This window comes from Methylotuvimicrobium buryatense (genome assembly GCF_005931095.1).
GTDB lineage: Bacteria > Pseudomonadota > Gammaproteobacteria > Methylococcales > Methylomonadaceae > Methylotuvimicrobium > Methylotuvimicrobium buryatense.
In genome coordinates this window covers 1630505-1647413 of the sequence record NZ_CP035467.1, presented here as the reverse complement: position 1 = coordinate 1647413, position 16909 = coordinate 1630505, and the positions used below count along the sequence as shown (strand labels likewise).

The 16909-nt window shown below is 46.6% G+C and carries 16 protein-coding genes and 1 tRNA gene; 4 read left to right on the top strand and 13 right to left on the bottom strand.

The annotated features are described in order from the left end of the window. Nucleotides 1–140: 140 nt before the first annotated feature. From EQU24_RS23245 to EQU24_RS07445, 4 genes are all read right to left on the bottom strand, one after another. Nucleotides 141–383, bottom strand: a complete 243-nt coding sequence (locus tag EQU24_RS23245) for a type II toxin-antitoxin system HicA family toxin (protein WP_017840095.1) — start codon at nucleotides 381–383, stop codon at nucleotides 141–143. Next, nucleotides 380–586: a 2-oxoisovalerate dehydrogenase E1 subunit beta gene (locus EQU24_RS07455; protein WP_014147666.1), complete on the bottom strand. Its 207-nt coding sequence runs from the start codon at nucleotides 584–586 to the stop codon at nucleotides 380–382. The genes EQU24_RS23245 and EQU24_RS07455 overlap by 4 nt, the downstream gene beginning before the upstream one ends. An 810-nt stretch (nucleotides 587–1396) precedes the next feature. Continuing rightward, a complete protein-coding gene (locus tag EQU24_RS07450; protein WP_017840096.1) occupies nucleotides 1397–4792 on the bottom strand; it encodes a P-loop NTPase family protein in 3396 nt (1131 codons plus the stop codon). Next, nucleotides 4792–5727: a DUF4007 family protein gene (locus tag EQU24_RS07445; protein ID WP_017840097.1), complete on the bottom strand. Its 936-nt coding sequence runs from the start codon at nucleotides 5725–5727 to the stop codon at nucleotides 4792–4794. Before EQU24_RS07445 ends, EQU24_RS07450 begins: the two co-directional genes overlap by 1 nt. Before the next feature lie 323 nt (nucleotides 5728–6050). Here EQU24_RS07445 and EQU24_RS07440 point away from each other — a divergent pair, with 323 nt between their 5' ends. The 4 genes from EQU24_RS07440 (at nucleotide 6051) to EQU24_RS07425 (ending at nucleotide 9006) form a co-directional block, all read left to right on the top strand. After that, entirely contained in the window at nucleotides 6051–6719 is a 669-nt protein-coding gene (locus EQU24_RS07440; protein WP_017840098.1) for a Bax inhibitor-1/YccA family protein, read from the top strand. Then, on the top strand, nucleotides 6712–7305 hold the full coding sequence (locus EQU24_RS07435) for a hypothetical protein (RefSeq protein ID WP_017840099.1): 594 nt from the start codon (nucleotides 6712–6714) through the stop codon (nucleotides 7303–7305). Before EQU24_RS07440 ends, EQU24_RS07435 begins: the two co-directional genes overlap by 8 nt. 206 nt (nucleotides 7306–7511) lie before the next feature. Then, a complete protein-coding gene (gene pth / locus EQU24_RS07430; protein ID WP_017840100.1) occupies nucleotides 7512–8093 on the top strand; it encodes an aminoacyl-tRNA hydrolase in 582 nt (193 codons plus the stop codon). A gap of 700 nt (nucleotides 8094–8793) precedes the next feature. Continuing rightward, nucleotides 8794–9006: a hypothetical protein gene (locus EQU24_RS07425; protein ID WP_138767120.1), complete on the top strand. Its 213-nt coding sequence runs from the start codon at nucleotides 8794–8796 to the stop codon at nucleotides 9004–9006. A gap of 242 nt (nucleotides 9007–9248) precedes the next feature. Here the strand turns inward: EQU24_RS07425 and EQU24_RS07420 are convergent. From EQU24_RS07420 to thrS, 9 genes are all read right to left on the bottom strand, one after another. Further along, a tRNA-Pro gene (locus EQU24_RS07420) sits at nucleotides 9249–9325 on the bottom strand. Nucleotides 9326–9423: 98 nt separating this feature from the next. Then, the gene (locus EQU24_RS07415) at nucleotides 9424–9777 is read right to left on the bottom strand and encodes a MerR family transcriptional regulator (RefSeq protein ID WP_017840101.1); all 354 of its coding nucleotides are present in this window, start codon (nucleotides 9775–9777) and stop codon (nucleotides 9424–9426) included. Then, the gene (gene ihfA, locus EQU24_RS07410) at nucleotides 9761–10057 is read right to left on the bottom strand and encodes an integration host factor subunit alpha (RefSeq protein WP_014147396.1); all 297 of its coding nucleotides are present in this window, start codon (nucleotides 10055–10057) and stop codon (nucleotides 9761–9763) included. The genes EQU24_RS07415 and ihfA overlap by 17 nt, the downstream gene beginning before the upstream one ends. 4 nt (nucleotides 10058–10061) lie before the next feature. Continuing rightward, on the bottom strand, nucleotides 10062–12437 hold the full coding sequence (gene pheT / locus EQU24_RS07405) for a phenylalanine--tRNA ligase subunit beta (protein WP_017840102.1): 2376 nt from the start codon (nucleotides 12435–12437) through the stop codon (nucleotides 10062–10064). Between the two features lie 14 nt (nucleotides 12438–12451). Then, nucleotides 12452–13471 (bottom strand): phenylalanine--tRNA ligase subunit alpha, encoded by a 1020-nt coding sequence (pheS, locus tag EQU24_RS07400; protein WP_017840103.1) that lies wholly within the window; start codon nucleotides 13469–13471, stop codon nucleotides 12452–12454. A gap of 213 nt (nucleotides 13472–13684) precedes the next feature. Then, nucleotides 13685–14047, bottom strand: coding sequence for a 50S ribosomal protein L20 (gene rplT, locus EQU24_RS07395; protein ID WP_017840104.1), 363 nt, complete (start codon nucleotides 14045–14047; stop codon nucleotides 13685–13687). A gap of 18 nt (nucleotides 14048–14065) precedes the next feature. Next, on the bottom strand, nucleotides 14066–14260 hold the full coding sequence (gene rpmI, locus EQU24_RS07390) for a 50S ribosomal protein L35 (protein ID WP_083877669.1): 195 nt from the start codon (nucleotides 14258–14260) through the stop codon (nucleotides 14066–14068). A gap of 148 nt (nucleotides 14261–14408) precedes the next feature. Then, nucleotides 14409–14912, bottom strand: a complete 504-nt coding sequence (infC, locus tag EQU24_RS07385; RefSeq protein ID WP_235726392.1) for a translation initiation factor IF-3 — start codon at nucleotides 14910–14912, stop codon at nucleotides 14409–14411. Nucleotides 14913–14955: 43 nt separating this feature from the next. Continuing rightward, nucleotides 14956–16863, bottom strand: coding sequence for a threonine--tRNA ligase (gene thrS / locus EQU24_RS07380; RefSeq protein ID WP_017840107.1), 1908 nt, complete (start codon nucleotides 16861–16863; stop codon nucleotides 14956–14958). Between the last annotated feature and the right edge of the window lie 46 nt (nucleotides 16864–16909).

Below are 16909 nucleotides of genomic sequence, written 5' to 3'. Positions count from 1 at the left end.
CCTTCATGAACCTCCCGAGAATAGCCTGTTTTAGCGCTTTGTTTCCTTGATCTAGCCGGGGGCGATAGCCGTAACCCGATCATCAATTGGGTACCCTGCCGGGTTACGCTCAAGCTAACCCGACCTACATTACTACTTTCTTATTCAAATAAACGACTTAATAGTTCGTCTCGGGTTAGATTAAAATGCGATGCAACATCGTTCAATATGGCTGATAACACACCCGTTCTCAGCGGATTATGTGCTGGGATTGTTATGTGATGTTCGCCTTTTTCTAATGTCGTTAACCGCATGTGGCTACCTGTTTGCCGCGTTATTTGGTAGCCTAGAACCGCTAATTTTTTAGCGAGTAATATTCCTGTTAGATCTCGCGGCAACTTCATGCTGCAATCACTTCGTCACGGACAAAATGCAAACGAATAATGCTCGGCTTGTCTTCCGACTCGAAGTGGCAGGCGACCGCATCTCGAACATTAGCATGCAGTTGTTCTATATCATCCGCCTCGGTATATATTGAACAGCCAAGCGCTTTAGCGATAAAACCGCCCTCCGCGGCTTCTTCTACAACAAAAATTATTTCGTTCATTTGCGCATTATCTCAGTTGTTTTTAATAATAATCCTAGAAAGAGCAGTTGGCATGTGTTGTAGACCGTTCGTGCTGAGCCAAGTCGAAGCATGAAGGGTCTACAACACTTTCACCGGCCTGGTGAAGCCTCAAACTACCGTTCACCCTTCGACAGGGCTCTCCTGAGCGCAGTCGAAGGGCTCAGGGCGAACGGTAGTTTGAGGCTCTCAGCTGCTCTTTTTAGGATAATCGTTTCACGATCATAACCCGAATATCTATAGAGTAACTATTCAGTCCCCGGCAATTATCGTTCCCACGCTCTACACCACTGCCATTAAGTTAAGCCGTCACAGAGATAAGTAATGCTTGCATTCAGGCTCTAATGTGCCTCAAAAGCTTGCCATCCATGGCACTGGATTCCTCCACAAATCCGTACGGAACGGATTTGAATTTACCCGAAGGGCTCCGGGCAGGATAGCCCGGAGTGAATCCATGACGGAATGACGGGTTTCCCTTAACTTAATGGCAGTGACGCTCTCCCGCTCATCGTTATACATAAGTCAAAAATTTCTCTTTTGCAATCTTAGCCAATGAGAGCTCGATACCTTTATTGTCATTTAACACACTCGGCTATCCTTCACCTAGCGCTAGGCGATCCGCGTAGGGTACGCTGTGCGTACCATGGTAACCCCGCAATGTTCATGTGCCAACCGAACCGTCAGGGCACGGCTTTGGTACGCGCAGCGTACCCTACAATTTATGTATAACGATGAGAGCTCTGCGTAGGAACGATAGTGGGATACGAATAATTACTCGATCGACACCCTTATTCAAGATGACCACTCCTTTATCAATCGCGCAAGAATAGCCTGTTTCAATGCCTGGCTTCCTTGATCCAGCTTCAGTTCCGCTATTTTGGCGTCGGCCTGTTCTTTTAATTCTTCGGTCAAATAGGCCACTTGTTTGTATTCGCCATTTTCGCTCACGATGCGGATCAACGTCGCTTCACTGCCGGCTTCTGCTTTTTGTTGCTCGGCGTGGACGATCGCAAGCTCTTTCAGTCTTCCGCTTAATTCGATTAAACGATAAGCGGCTTCGGTGGTGTTGTTTGGCTTCCATTTATCGGGCGGCGCTTTGCCTAAAAATGCGGCGACCGATTCCAACCAAGCCGTATCGGTGTCTTTGTCGTTCTGCAATCGGATAATGAATGCCTTCAAGCCTACGCCATCGATTGTATAGTTTTCCAGGCCGGAATAGCGTTGTTTCAACGTTTGCCTCAGACTTTTTAGATCGACATTTTCGTTCATGTCGAACGCCTGGCTAAGTTGCTGTTGAAATTGCACCAATAAATTTTGATAGGCTTTGTTCAGGATATTCAGGCTTTCAACCAGAACATTTAAAAAGTCGTTCGGATTGCTATCGTTAAAGTGTGTTTCGTCGGTATATGCATGGAAACCGCAGGCTTCCGGCAACTCTTTAAATAAGAGTTGCATTGGGCTTTGAGTGTTCTGGAATGCATCGCGCACGGCCTGAGCTTTTTGATCCAAATTTCGGCTCGCTAAGGTATAAGGCGGCAATTGATGAATGAATTTGGCCAAGGGTTTGACGATGTCTAACAGTGTGCTGTTTTCCGGCGATTTTCCGACCAATTTTTCTAAATATTGATTAAAGAGATCGGCTCTAATACCACTAAAATCAAAGGCTTCAATGGAAAATAATTCAGGCCGCTTTAATAAAATTTCAAAATATTCTTGTGACACATGCGGACAAAACACACCGCTTTCGTATAAAGCTAAGGAGCGTTGTTTTGAGAGGTAATAGGCGATAAAAAGCAGCGGCACAACACCTTGTTTAATACCGTACGGCGGCTTGCTCAACAATTTATAAAGCGCCGTCAACGGTTGCGGACGGCCGTCGGATTTTAAATAGTTATCAATGCCTTGCCATACACGAAACAATTGATAGGCATTATCGGGCGACGGTTCGACAATCTGCCAAAAGCCATTGCGATTGACATGAATGCCGGTTTCTTTAAAAACCGCTCGGTATATGGATTTTTCGGGGGGATATTTGGTCGAGTCAAACCCTAAGTCTTCTAGGTGCGCATGGTTTAATAAGGCCGCTACTAATTTATTTCTTGCCGAGCTTGCTTGCGCCGAGATTTTGTTACGGTTGACTAATTCATTTTTGATAATCGGCGTTTTGGCGTAAACAGTCTGCAAAATTGTAGACAATTGATGTTGCAATGTCTTTTTGTTCGCTATGTTTAGCGTATCGGCTCGCCAAATCCACAGATTTTGTTCCGGTTGTTCCAGTATTTGATTTAACAGAAACGCTTCCGTTTGCCGTGCAGCGTTCAATCTGTCTTTCAATTCCCTCCCCGCAACGGGGTCCGATTTTATCTCCGGACTTTCGGTTTGAATTCTTTCCAAGGCCAATACTTCAACTATCGCGTTGTACAGTTGAGTTACATTGTTACACAAGGCAAATAATGTCAGTTCGTTTGCTTCTTTCGTGATGTTGTAAAAAGCATTGAGTGCGTCCGAATCCTCCGCCAAAAAGAAAATTATGCGCGGCGAATCGTTTTGCTTAATCTGCTTTAAGCTCTGTTGAGACGAGGCATATATTGGCTGAAAGTAGCGCAATGTCCCGGTTGCAATGGAATATCTTCTGGCTACGATCGGCAGTAGCGTTTTACGCTTGTTTAATACGTCGGACAAATCGATTCGGCCTAGCTGCTGAGTAACTTCATTGACTTGCGCTTCTAGGTCAAAATCACTGCCTTCCCAGATTCGATACTCGGCGCTGAATTTACGATAGGTGATAATCGATTTAGTTTGCAATGACTCAAGGTCTACAATGACCTGGTCGGTATCTGGGAAGCATTGTTGCAACAATGGGTAACTTGCTTTTAATCCGCCGTGGGCGCCCATGATATTGAATAAGCCGATGGTCTTTAGCAGTTTGATTTCACTATCTTTAGCATCCCCTAAGCGCTCGATCGCAATCAAAACTTCTGTCCAACGTCGATGCGTCGCATGGTCGGAGGTCATGGACGGTTGATTTAGAATAAAGTATTCAAATATTTCCCAAGGCGGCACCCAATCGCCGACATTATGCAGGCGTTTTAGTCCATCTTGAAATCCGTAATGCTCTTGGCTGCCTAAATAGCTGAATAAGGTGCGCTCATTCTGCGCCACTTTTTGACATAACACCGGTAAAATCAACGCGGCAATGGGATGTAACGGGTAACATTTTGCTAGTATGTCTTCGGCAATTGCGGCTGATACCGAGACCGGTAGGGCATTTTGTTTAGCAAGTACCGAAATGATTGTTTGGGTCTGTTGTCGTATCGCTATACGCTGAGATTCTGTTAAGTTCGATTTAAAAGCGGCGGCAACGACACGTAATGTTTGTTCGGCTGATTCCAGGAAAGGTATGCTTTCAAAACGCCCCTGTACTTTTACCCATTCGTTAAGCAGCGTTTCTCCGAGGCCTTTTGAATATTGTTCAAAAGCCTGATGCATAAGGACGACGAGTAACACATTGGCTTCTCCGCCTTTATAAGCATATTCGGCTAATGCCTGTAACAAATAAATATCGTTAGCACCCTGATGTCGTGCTTCGTACTCAAGAAACTTACCTAATTCGTCAATAACAATGAGAACGCCTCTGCCTCGCGCGTGAAGAACGGCTTGTTTCAATCGATGCAGTAAAGCGAGTATTTCGCTAACCGTTGCGCCTTCCTGTGCCGCGGCTGCAAGTTCTTTTATGATGCTTGGTTTTTTGCCTTGTTTTTCTTGCCAAAAGCTTTCCGCCGCCCAATGCATCGCTTTCAGCAATCGCCTACTCAACGATTCGGAACTACCTGTTAATATCACAGTGCAATAAGCATTGGATTCTTGCGTATGGGCAATATATTTTTGCGCCAACGCAGGATTGTGTTTTGTTAACAAGCCTTCTGCCGTAACGCTTGTCATGTAGTTTGGGTGTTCTAGTAAATGTGTCAGGAAAATGGCAAATGACGATTTTCCGGAGCCATAAGGCCCCACTAATGACCATGCTCTTGGCATGGATTGGTCATTAAACGTCGAGGCAATTTTGTTCAACACCAGCATCGCTTTTGATGTTGGAATGTAGGCGTTTAAAATTGGACTTGAATCGATGTCTCTTTCGAGATTGATGGATCGAGTATAGTGCGTATCGACTTGTACGAATGCTTCCATTATGCGTTAACCCATTCCCTGTTTTCATAGTGATGGCGTAAAAAACTTAACGATTCGACGTTTTCATCATCGCGAAATAATTGATTAATCCCTGCGGTCTCATTGATTTGGTAAACGCGCGGATAACGCTCGATTAAGCGCTCAAGCTTGGCTAATAATTCGCTTTCCGTTAAGCGAAATATGCTGCCGATAGCAACCCCTTGTTTTTCGCCATACATTAATTCGGCTATAGGCAATGTTGATATTTTACGATGATTAAAAATTTCATTAACAGCGTAACCGAATACAGCCAAAGGCAAGTGATTACGACGTTTCAGACGCGTTAAATAATGCTGAGGCGAGGTTCCTGCCGATATCAATTGCAACGAAGCCAACGGCACATCTAAGATATCTTCCAGGTCTACTTTTGCCGTGGCTTTTGTCTGGCTATACATTCTTAAAATAAGATTTATTTCGTTCTTGACAGTTCTTTCCGAATGTTTTCCTGTCAACTCTTGATTAACAAAATCGACAAGCGAGTTGGCCGCTTCATCTACTGTAAACTCGGACTTGTGGAAACAATTGAAAAACCAAAACCAAGCCGTTGCCAATTCAGCATTAGAGGCTAACATCCAATGGATTAACCATAGCGTTGCTTCATCTTCAAGATAAGGATCCCAACCCTGTTCTGAAAATAACGCATTTCCGATTTCCGTTGCGTGTAACCCATCCTGACTGACTTCTAACATTTGTGTTGCGCGCAACCAATAACGGATAGCATTCACCATGTTTTTGCCCACGCCGAGTTGAACGGTGGCTTCATCGGAAGAGAATATCTCGTTATTGTGCTGAAACGCTTGAAATCCTTTTGTTAGCCAGCCGTAACGTAGAGCAAATGTTTCATGTCGGCCAAAAGCCGCCTTATTGGGCGTGAGAGATTTGATTAAGCAATCCATGTTTATGTGTAAATTCAATTTTATGAGCAGGCGGCATTATACATTTATCCGTAACTAACTTTAAGGCTGTGCATGCATTAGCAGCTGAAGCATAAGTATGAGGTCGGGTTACTTTCTTATCCCCGCTCGCCGGCATAACGCCTCTCGATGGTCTTGAACCCGACGATACGCCCCCTGCATTGATGCGTGTCATGCCATTTTAGACCGGATCGGGTTAATCGTCAGATTCACCAAGAAACGACTTACAAACTCAATGAAACTCTTGTACTATTGGCTGGTCTGAATTATCCGTAAGTTATTAATTGACATAGGAGTCATTAAACATGAGATTGAATACCGCAGTTTCACGCCCGGAAGCCAGCATTCTGGCGACCAACAAAATGCTGAAAAACACTTATATGCTGTTGTCGATGACCTTATTGTTCAGCGCACTGACAGCAGGTCTGGCAATGACGCTGAATCTGCCTCACCCCGGAATGATCGTCTCGATGATCGGCTATTTCGGCTTACTATTTCTGACGACCAAATTCAGTAACAGCAGCCTTGGCCTAGTCTTTGTATTTGCATTGACCGGTTTCATGGGGCTGACCCTGGGACCTATCTTAAGCATGTATATCAATGCATTCAGCAACGGTCATGAATTAATCCTGACAGCACTAGGCGGCACCGGCGTAATTTTTCTGGGCCTTTCCGCCTACGCACTGACGACCCGCAAGGATTTCAGCTTCATGGGGGGATTCTTGATGGTCGGCATTCTCGTTGCCTTTTTGGCCGGAATCGGCGCGGTCGTATTTTCGATGCCCGCACTGTCCTTGGCTGTATCGGCAATGTTCATTCTGCTGATGTCGGGCATGATTTTATTCCAAACCAGCGCCATCGTTAACGGCGGCGAAAGCAATTACATTCTGGCGACGGTCTCGTTGTATGTGTCTATTTACAACTTGTTCCTGAGCTTGTTGCAATTGCTTGGCGTCTTCGGCGGCGATGATTGATCGAAACACACCGCGCGTCAAAAGCCCGGTATTTGCCGGGCTTTTGTTTATTTGTTTCGCATTGAGCGGCTGCGAAAGCGCAAAAACACCCGACGAAGTCACCCGCTCTTTCTGGACTGCTCTAATCGATAACGACTTGGCTACCGCCGAAAACTACGTAACCGATGCCAGCAAGGCCTCGCTTGCCGCATCTTCTCACGATTATTCAAACATCACCTCGCTCGAAACCGGCAAAGTGATCATCGACGGCGAAATTGCTTCCGTCGAAACGATCCTTAAACCCGAAGACACGAGCCTTAGTACTCGACCCTTTGAAACGGCATTGGTCATCGAAAACGAATTGTGGCGAATCGACTACCGCCGAACACGGCAAAACATGGCAGGAACCGTATTCGACGGTTTTTTCAAAAGCCTGGAAAACCTCGGCGAAAAATTCCAAAACCAATTCGAAAAACAACTGCCCTTGCTTGAAAAAGAGATCGAATCGTTCGGGGAGAAAATGGAAAAACAACTGGAAGAATTCGGCCGCGAATTAGAAAAAAAACTGCCTTCGAAACAACCTGAACCGCAACCTGATACGATTTAACAAAAATATCAGTTATACCTTTCGCACTTCAAATTTCGGCAGTGCTTGAGGAGGCGCTGGGGTGTGCGGCAAAGACTTTGACAGCATGGAGTTGCATAGAGCCTACAAGAACGTATTCGCCCGGCGCCGAAATTTAACTCGCAAAGGGTATAATAGCGTCTCACTCAAAAACAGTACTTCCACTTTTTTCACAAATTATTTTTTAAATGACAGGAATCAAACTATTTGTCGGCCTTGGCAACCCCGGCAAGCAATATGAAGATACACGACATAATGCCGGCTTTTGGTGGGTAGACCATATCGGTCGACTCAACAATACTCGAATGAATGCCGAAGCCAAGTTTTTCGGAAACGCCGGCAAACTAAACACTTCGGGCCATGAGGCATGGCTTTTAAAACCTTCAACCTTCATGAATCTCAGTGGCCGTTCGGTTAGCGCGCTGGCAAATTTTTACAAAATCCCCCCCGAAGAAATCCTAGTCATTCATGACGAGCTTGATCTCCCCCCCGGTACTTGCAAGTTGAAGAAAGGCGGCGGACACGGCGGCCATAACGGCCTAAAAGACATCAATGCGCAATTAGGCAGCAACGAATACTGGCGATTAAGACTCGGCATAGGTCATCCGGGCGATAGAAATGCCGTTGTCAATTATGTGCTGCACACACCCTCAAAAAACGAACTGCAAGTTATAGAACGATCGATAGAAGAAAGCGCTTCAGTCTTATCATTATTGCTTCAAGGGCAATTCGATCAAGCCATGCAAACGCTACATAGCAAATCAGCGTAAGCCACGGTCGTGGGGCAGCCCTGCAATACTAGGCTATCGAAAAAGCCATTTTTAGCTAATTGCTGTGTTCCCGCTTTTTAATCTCAAAATTTATCCTGATTAGCAAGTTTCTTCAGCTAAAGCCCAAAGATCAGCATATCCTTAGCAGGACGGGGTTCGCAAGCCATGCGCGCCAAGCTAAAAACGGCCAACCCACATCACGCTCTTTCCCAAGCTCCAGCTTGGGAAAGACACCCCGGAAGCTCCAGCTTCCTGTGACCGACACAACCTCCGCACATTCTCAATCAATCCCGACTCGCTCGTTCAATCTTTCTTGATTGTCGGGAAGCTAGAGCTTCCCGAACAGGTTACCCAAGCTGGAGCTTGGGTAACAGCATATTTTAGTTTTTGCGACTACGACTGGCCCCTGCTCGGACACTTGGCTTCGGCAAGCTGAAGCATCTTGCTAATCAGGAAATTTATTGGAAATTGTTTGATGATCATAGGTTATAAAATGCCAGTCATTTTTTCTGACATGACAATTGGTAAATTTTGACACCCTACAGCAACACCCAATTTGGAAATCAACAAGAGCGAGAAGTGTGCTTGGCGAAAAATAATCGTTGTAATGAGCTCGAAACAGACAGAAGAAACCAAAGTATGCCAAAATGCGCTTTAAACCACACTGCCCAACACAGGTCTCATTATGAATGATTGTTTTATGATTGAAATTACAGCTAACGAAGCGCGTAGACTCGTTCGGCGGGGGATAGTGGACTCTTTTAGGATCAATAACGACTCAAACCGCATTCGGGTATTCATCGTTATCGGTAGCGAAGCCGGACACGTATTAAACACATCCTATCCAACAATCGAGTCGGCTCAAAGAGCGATTGACGAACTTAATTGGACCGGAGCTGTCGTCATTGACTGATAATCGATAACCTGGGTAAAGCGTATTGAAAGATAGGATCAGCAGAAATTGACGCAAATAAGGATGTATTCACGGCACCTCACTGGCGAGTAGCCAGTAGCCGCAATCCCAAGCTCTTTCATTTTCCTGGAGGAGTTGAAAGCATATTCTTGAGCGTTAGATAAGCATTGAAGCACCTATAAATGGCACCTCGAAATGACAGCATTATGACTTAATCGAAAATCACAAGCTTTTGAATCAATTGGTCGGGGCGAAAGGATTTGAACCTTCGACCCCTTGCACCCCATGCAAGTGCGCTACCAAGCTGCGCTACGCCCCGACGATTTGAAAAAGAATCGAATGATACTGGATATTCGTTAAAAAGTGAATACAAACTTAATTATTCCGACCTATCTTTTGAATAATAAAGCGTGCCAATTATTTAAGAATTTCCAGTATATCTTCTAATTCGCCGATCATTTGATGAATCAACTGCTTGGTCCTAGTTGAGTCTTCCTTAGCATCGTCGCTTGATAAGTGCGCCCTCGCGCCTCCTATCGTATAGCCTTGCTCATAAAGGAGCGATCGAATCTGTCGAATCATCAATACATCGTGCCTTTGATAGTAACGACGGTTACCCCGCCGTTTTACTGGGGCTAGCTCTGAAAACTCCTGCTCCCAATACCTTAGTACATGCGGCTTGACCGCACATAACTCGCTGACTTCACCTATCGTAAAATAGCGTTTCGCCGGTATCTGTGGCAGTTCATTATTATTACTCGGTTCCAGCATAAGCTTCTACTCGGGCTTTTAGTTTTTGACCGGACCTGAATGTTACCACACGACGGGCGGTAATAGGTATTTCTTCACCTGTTTTCGGATTTCTACCCGGCCGACTGTTTTTGTCCCGAAGTTCGAATTTGCCGAATCCCGATAATTTGACCTGTTCTCCGTTTTCCAAAGATCCTTTTATTTCTTCGAAAAACAAATCCACCATGTCTTTCGCTTCGCGCTTGTTTAATCCAAGCTCGTCAAATAGCCTCTCGGCAAAATCAGCTTTCGTTAATGCCATAAATTTAATCCCTCAGTTTTGCATTGGTCTTATCGGCTAAAGCCGCTAACAGTTTGCTAAATATAGCATCTATTTGCGAATCGGTAAGAGTTTGTGAAAAATCTTGAAAAACCAGCCCTAAGGCAATGCTTTTGCAACCGGCTTCGACACCAGCTCCACGATACACGTCGAAAATCATAATGTCTTGTATCATCGGTTCGTTACAGCTTTTTATCGTATCGACGATTTGACCGGCCGTCACTTTTTCATCGACGATCAAGGCCATATCACGGCGTACCGAAGGAAACTTCGATAATGGTTTGAACGCAGGAATCGCTTTATTCAGCAACAAATCTTGGTCCAACTCAAACAGGAAAACTCTCGAATCGAAATCGAGCTGCTTTTCGAGCAACGGATGCAACATGCCTAACCAGCCTACATTTTCTCCTGACGCAGAAAGAATTTGCGCCGACTGACCAGGATGTAAAGCGGGATTCATTGCCGCCTCAAAACGAAACTTCATACCGGTTAAGGCAAACAGGGCCTCAAGATCGGCCTTAACATCGAAAAAATCGATTGCACGGCCATTATCTCCCCATTGCTCGGCATAAACATCGCCGATCGCGAGACCTGCCAGCATTTTTTGCTGATGAGTCGCGCCGCCCCGACGCACGAAACGTAAACCGGTTTCGAATAACCGGACCCGAGTATGCTGCCGATTGATATTATGCAAGGCGGCACGCAGCAAGCCGCACCATAAAGTGGTTCTCATCACAGCCAATTCCGATGAAATCGGATTCTGCAATGGAATAAACTCATCATCCGGCGCGATGATTTTTTGTATCGCCTCATCGACGAAACTATAGGTGATCGCTTCTTGATAACCTCTATCGACTAAAAAATCCTTCGCTCTATCGAGTTCGAGTATCGCTTCCGGCGCCTTGCTCAACTCCGAGCGCATGAATAATTCGCTTTGCGGCAGATTGTTGTAGCCGACAATACGGGCCACTTCCTCGATCAAATCAGCCTCGATGGCGATATCAAAGCGGAATCCGGGCGGGGTAACCTGCCACCCCTCTTCCGCTGTTTCGACCGACATGCCCAGACGCTCGAAAATATCGGAAATCACCTCATCTTCAAGCTCGACGCAAAGAATGTCCAAAACTTGTTGTTTGCGCAATAAAACCGGCAAGCGCTTCGGCAAGGCCGTTTCGGTTTTGACTTCCGTAACCGGACCTGCGCTACCGCCCGCAATCGAAAGAATCAGTTGCGTCGCTCTTTCCAGAGCTCGAGATTGTAAATAAGGATCGACACCACGTTCGAAACGATGCGAGGAATCGGTATGCAAACCATATCGCCGGGCTTTGCCCATAATGGTATCCGGCGAGAAATACGCGCATTCCAAAAAGATATTGCTTGTTTTATCGCCGACAGCGCTTTCGCTACCGCCCATTACGCCAGCCAAGGCCAACGCACGGCTATCATCGGCGATGACCAGCGTTTCGTTATCGAGCACGATTTCTTGATCGTTCAACAGGCTCAGTTTTTCACCGGCCTCGGCTAAACGCACCCGAATTCCGCCGGTCAATTTATCGGCATCGAAGGCATGTAAAGGTTGCCCCATCTCCAACAATACATAGTTGGTGACATCGACCAAAGGCCCGAGACTACGCAATCCGGATCTTCGCAGACGCTCCTGCAGCCATAAAGGGGTTTCGGCGTCAGGATTGACATTTTTAATCAATCGACCGGTATAACGAGGGCAATATTCAACAGCCTCTACCGCGACCGCTAGCGTCTCTTGATGAGCCGCCGAAACCGGCATCACATGTTCCGGTTTAAAATCCAAGCGATTCAACACCGCCACTTCACGAGCAATACCTTCGACGCTCAGGCAATCGGCCCGGTTAGGCGTTAAATCAACCTCGATCATATTATCGTTCAGCGACAAATAATCTCGAATATCGGTTCCCACCGGCGAGTCGGCGGGCAATTCCATCAAGCCTTCGGCATCTTTTGCCAAACCCAGCTCTTTTTCGGAACACAGCATGCCGAACGATTCGACGCCGCGCAGTTTCGACTTTTTGATTTTGAAATCACCGGGCAATACCGCTCCGATCAGTGCCGCCGGAATTTTCAAACCGACGCGAACATTTGCAGCCCCGCAAACGATTTGCAGCGGTTCGGCTTCACCGACCTCAACCTTACAGACTCGCAATCGGTCGGCATCCGGATGCGGCTCCATCGCCAAAACTTCACCAACCACGACACCGTTAAATTCGGCCGCCGCAGGCGTCACCGAATCGACTTCGAGACCGGCCATTGTCAATTGCTCGACCAGTTCCGCCGTCGTAATCGGCGGATTGACCAACTCCCTTAACCAAGCTTCACTTAATTGCATGATCCGACCTTAACCTACCTAAATTGCTGCAAAAATTTCAGATCGTTTTCGAAAAACAATCTTAAATCGTTGATCCCATAGCGCAGCATCGCCAGGCGCTCGACCCCCATACCGAATGCGAAACCTGAATACATCTCATTGCTTATTCCCACCGATTTGAACACTTCGGGATGAATCATGCCGCAACCCATCACTTCGAGCCAGCCGGTATGTCCGCAAACGCGGCAGCCTTTTCCTTCACACATAACGCACTCGATATCGACTTCGGCGGAGGGCTCGGTAAACGGAAAATAGGATGGCCGGAAGCGTACTTGAATGTCTTTTTCGAAGAAGGCGCTCAGAAATTCATAAACAACGCCTTTTAAATCGGCAAAGCTCACGCCGCTATCGACCAAAAAGCCTTCGACCTGATGAAACATCGGCGTATGCGTGATATCCGAATCGCAACGATAGACACGCCCAGGCGCAATGACTTTCAAAGGCGGGCGCTGCGTTTCCATAACGCGTATTTGTACCGGTGAAGTGTGGGTGCGGAGCACTGTATGGGCATCGAAATAAAAGGTATCGTGCATGGCTCGCGCCGGATGATGATCCGGAATATTCAAGGCGCCGAAGTTGTGATAATCGTCCTCGATTTCAGGACCTTCGACGACATCGAATCCAACGCCGGCGAATATTTTTGCGATGCGGCGCAGGGTACGGCTAACCGGATGCAAACCTGCAACCTGTTGCCCTCGTCCCGGCAGTGTCACATCGACAGACTCGCTCGCTAAGCGCTGTTGTAGCGCCGCTTCTTCTAACGCTTGCTTCTTCGCGTCAAGCGCTTCTTGAAACTGGTTTTTTGCTTGATTGATGACCTGCCCGGCTTCTCGTCGCTGCTGCGGCTCGAGGTTGCCCAATTCTTTCATCTGCAGCGTAAATAGGCCTTTTTTGCCTAGATAATGAACGCGCACCTGATCCAACTGATTGAGGTCTTGAGAGTTCGCAAGTTCTTGTAAAGCTTGCGCCAGGAGATCTTCGAGAGTAGCCGACACTGCTCAACTCGCTATTAGAAATGAATGGGAAATATCGAAAAAGTGCGGCCGCTGCATTGCTGAAGCGGCCGCACTATGAAACGTGTATTTTAAAGAAAAACGCTTGGGGAGTCGGTCGCACTCGAGGAAGGCGCGCGATGCGCACCCTGCGTCATAGCTATTTCGAAAAATCGCGAAAAGCTGGAATGAACCGACCCGACCGGTTTTTCTTTTTTAGGGCTTACTGCAGTTGGCTTGCGCAATTTTAGCCAGTTCCGCGAAAGCTTCCATATCACGCACGGCCAAATCGGCTAACACTTTACGATCGACCGCAACATTGGCTTTATTCAAACCATTGATGAAACGACTGTAGGACATTCCGCACAGACGCGCAGCGGCGTTGATACGAACGATCCACAAGGCGCGGAATTGACGTTTTTTCTGTTTGCGGTCGCGGTAAGCATATTGGCCTGCCTTGATCACTGCTTGCTTAGCAACGCGATAAACCCGGCTACGTGCGCCGTAGTATCCTTTCGCTTGCTTTAAAATCTTTTTATGTCTTGCTCTGGCAGTTACGCCACGTTTAACTCTTGCCACTGTTCTTCTCCTGTCGTTTTAACTGTAAGGCATCATACGTGTCGCCATGCGCACGTCGGACGGGTGAAGATGGGCCGCTTTACGCAACTGTCTTTTTCTTTTGGTGGACTTTTTTGTCAAAATATGACGGCGATGCGATTGTCCGCACTTAAATCCGCCTGCGGTTTTCTTAAAACGCTTTGCCGCACCGCGATTAGTTTTAATTTTTGGCATTTGTTTGCTCCGATTAAAAATAGTAAGTTTCCTTGAGATTTAAACCCGACAAGGCAAAATGCAAGGCCCTGAAGAATTTGTGTCGCATTACTCTAAGCAATGCTTTCTGTTGCATTCCTAGCAACAAGGACGTACAAACCACGCCCTTTTATTTTTTCTTTTTCGGCCCCATAACCATAACCATTTGACGGCCTTCCATTTTAGGGAACTGCTCAACTAAGGCCAGCTCTTCCAAATCCTTTTCGATACGCTTCAATAAATCCATGCCCAACTCTTTATGAGCCATTTCGCGACCGCGAAAACGGAGCGTGATTTTGGTTTTATTGCCTTCTTCGAGAAACTTAGTCAGGTTTTTCAATTTAACCTGATAGTCTCCTTCTTCGGTGCCCGGACGAAACTTGATTTCCTTAACCTGTATCTGTTTTTGCTTTTTCTTGGCGGCCTGCTGTTTCTTGTTTTGTTCGAACTGAAACTTGCCGTAATCCATGACTTTACAAACCGGCGGATCCGCATTCGGTGAAATCTCCACCAGATCCAGGTTGTTATCATAAGCCAGCTGCTTTGCTTCATCGATCGATATTATGCCAAGCGCTTCGCCATCTGCACCAACGACTCTCACCCTTCTACAGGTGATCGTGTCATTTATGCGCACTTCGTCTTTTTTCGCTGAGATACCCTAATCCTCCAAACTATGATTATTTTTTGTCTTCAATCTCGCTACCAAGCCGTTCGGTCAATTGATCGATTGAAAGACTGCCTAAATCTTCACCCTTTTGCGTTCTAACCGTAACTACCTGATTGTCCATTTCTTTATCTCCGATAATCAAAAGATACGGCACCCGCTGCATCGAGTGTTCGCGAATTTTAAAGCCTATCTTCTCATTTCTCAAGTCAATTATCGTTCTGAAGCCTTGTTTTTCAAGCTTACCTACGACTTGTTCGGCATATTCGGCTTGTCTGTCGGCAATATTCAACACGGCAATTTGCACCGGAGAGAGCCAGAGAGGGAATGTGCCGGCATGTTGTTCGATCAGGATACCGATGAAGCGTTCGAGCGAACCGAGAATTGCTCTATGCAACATGACAGGTACTTGTTTAGAACCGTCTTCGGCGATATAACTCGCACCAAGCCGGCCAGGCATTGAAAAATCGACCTGTATCGTACCGCACTGCCAGACCCTGCCGATACAATCCTTTAACGAGAACTCGATTTTAGGTCCGTAGAAAGCGCCTTCACCGGGCTGCAATTGCCAATCCAGACCTTTGTTGTTCAATGCGACTTCCAGCGCATTCTCGGCCTTATCCCAAACAGAATCGTCACCCACCCTATTTTCCGGGCGAGTCGATAATTTGATAATGACTTCGCGGAAACCGAAATCTTTGTAAACTTCAAACAATAAGTCGATAAAGATCGATACTTCCTGTTGAATTTGATCCTCGGTACAGAAAATATGCGCATCATCTTGCACAAAGTTTCTAACCCGCATTAAACCATGCAAGGTTCCAGAAGGCTCGTTACGATGACAGGAGCCGAATTCGGCCATGCGAATCGGTAATTCGCGGTAGCTTTTCAGACCGTGATTGTAAATCTGCACATGGCAAGGACAGTTCATCGGCTTAATCGCATAATCGCGATTTTCCGAATGCGTCGTGAAAATCATATCGCCGAACTTATCCCAATGTCCGGACTTTTCCCACAACGATCGATCGACGACTTGCGGCGTTTTAACTTCTTGATAGCCGTTTAGACGCAGTTTATTACGGATGTATTGCTCAACCTGTTGATAGAGCGTCCAGCCTTTGCTGTGCCAGAACACCATGCCGGGCGCTTCTTCCTGAGAATGAAATAGATCCAACGCTTTCGCCAATTTACGGTGATCGCGTTTCTCGGCTTCTTCCAGACGATGCAGATAGGCCTTCAGCTCTTTGCTATCGCCCCAGGCAGTACCGTAAATGCGCTGCAGCATTTCATTATTGGAATCGCCGCGCCAATAAGCACCGGCAATCTTCATTAATTTGAAGGCTTTTAATTTACCGGTACTCGGCACATGAGGACCACGGCATAAATCGGTGAATTCGCCTTGGGCATACAAAGACAAATCTTCATTCGCCGGAATCGACTCGATGATCTCGGCCTTATAAGCTTCGCCTTGATCCTTAAAAAATTTGACCGCATCGTCGCGCGTCAACAAGAAACGCTTGATCGCGATATCCTCGTCGACGATTTGCTGCATCATTTTTTCGATCGCCGCAAGATCGTCCGGTGTAAACGGTCTTTTATAGGAAAAATCGTAATAAAACCCGTTTTCGACTACAGGACCGATCGTTACCTGCGCATCGGGAAACAATCTCTTAACCGCCTGAGCCAACAGATGCGCCGTGGAATGCCGAATCACGTCGACGCCTTCCTCATCTTTAGCGGTTACAATCTGCAAATGGGTATCTTGTTCGATGACCGTTTCGGCATCGACTAACTTATCGTCGACACGGCCGGCCAATGTAGCTTTTGCCAAACCGGAACCGATAGATCGCGCCACATCCATAACCGTGACGGCATGATCGAATTGACGCTGTGATCCATCGGGAAGTGTGATTACCGGCATGTTAATTTAAGCTTTTGAAAGTTCACTAACAAAAAAGCACCGATAT

Coding starts and splice junctions, on each gene's coding strand:
- EQU24_RS23245 (WP_017840095.1), bottom strand. CDS start 383: ATGAAGTTGCCGCGAGATCTAACAGGAATATTACTCGCTAAAAAATTA.
- EQU24_RS07455 (WP_014147666.1), bottom strand. CDS start 586: ATGAACGAAATAATTTTTGTTGTAGAAGAAGCCGCGGAGGGCGGTTTT.
- EQU24_RS07450 (WP_017840096.1), bottom strand. CDS start 4,792: ATGGAAGCATTCGTACAAGTCGATACGCACTATACTCGATCCATCAAT.
- EQU24_RS07445 (WP_017840097.1), bottom strand. CDS start 5,727: ATGGATTGCTTAATCAAATCTCTCACGCCCAATAAGGCGGCTTTTGGC.
- EQU24_RS07440 (WP_017840098.1), top strand. CDS start 6,051: ATGAGATTGAATACCGCAGTTTCACGCCCGGAAGCCAGCATTCTGGCG.
- EQU24_RS07435 (WP_017840099.1), top strand. CDS start 6,712: ATGATTGATCGAAACACACCGCGCGTCAAAAGCCCGGTATTTGCCGGG.
- pth (WP_017840100.1), top strand. CDS start 7,512: ATGACAGGAATCAAACTATTTGTCGGCCTTGGCAACCCCGGCAAGCAA.
- EQU24_RS07425 (WP_138767120.1), top strand. CDS start 8,794: ATGATTGAAATTACAGCTAACGAAGCGCGTAGACTCGTTCGGCGGGGG.
- EQU24_RS07415 (WP_017840101.1), bottom strand. CDS start 9,777: ATGCTGGAACCGAGTAATAATAATGAACTGCCACAGATACCGGCGAAA.
- ihfA (WP_014147396.1), bottom strand. CDS start 10,057: ATGGCATTAACGAAAGCTGATTTTGCCGAGAGGCTATTTGACGAGCTT.
- pheT (WP_017840102.1), bottom strand. CDS start 12,437: ATGCAATTAAGTGAAGCTTGGTTAAGGGAGTTGGTCAATCCGCCGATT.
- rpmI (WP_083877669.1), bottom strand. CDS start 14,260: ATGCCAAAAATTAAAACTAATCGCGGTGCGGCAAAGCGTTTTAAGAAA.
- thrS (WP_017840107.1), bottom strand. CDS start 16,863: ATGCCGGTAATCACACTTCCCGATGGATCACAGCGTCAATTCGATCAT.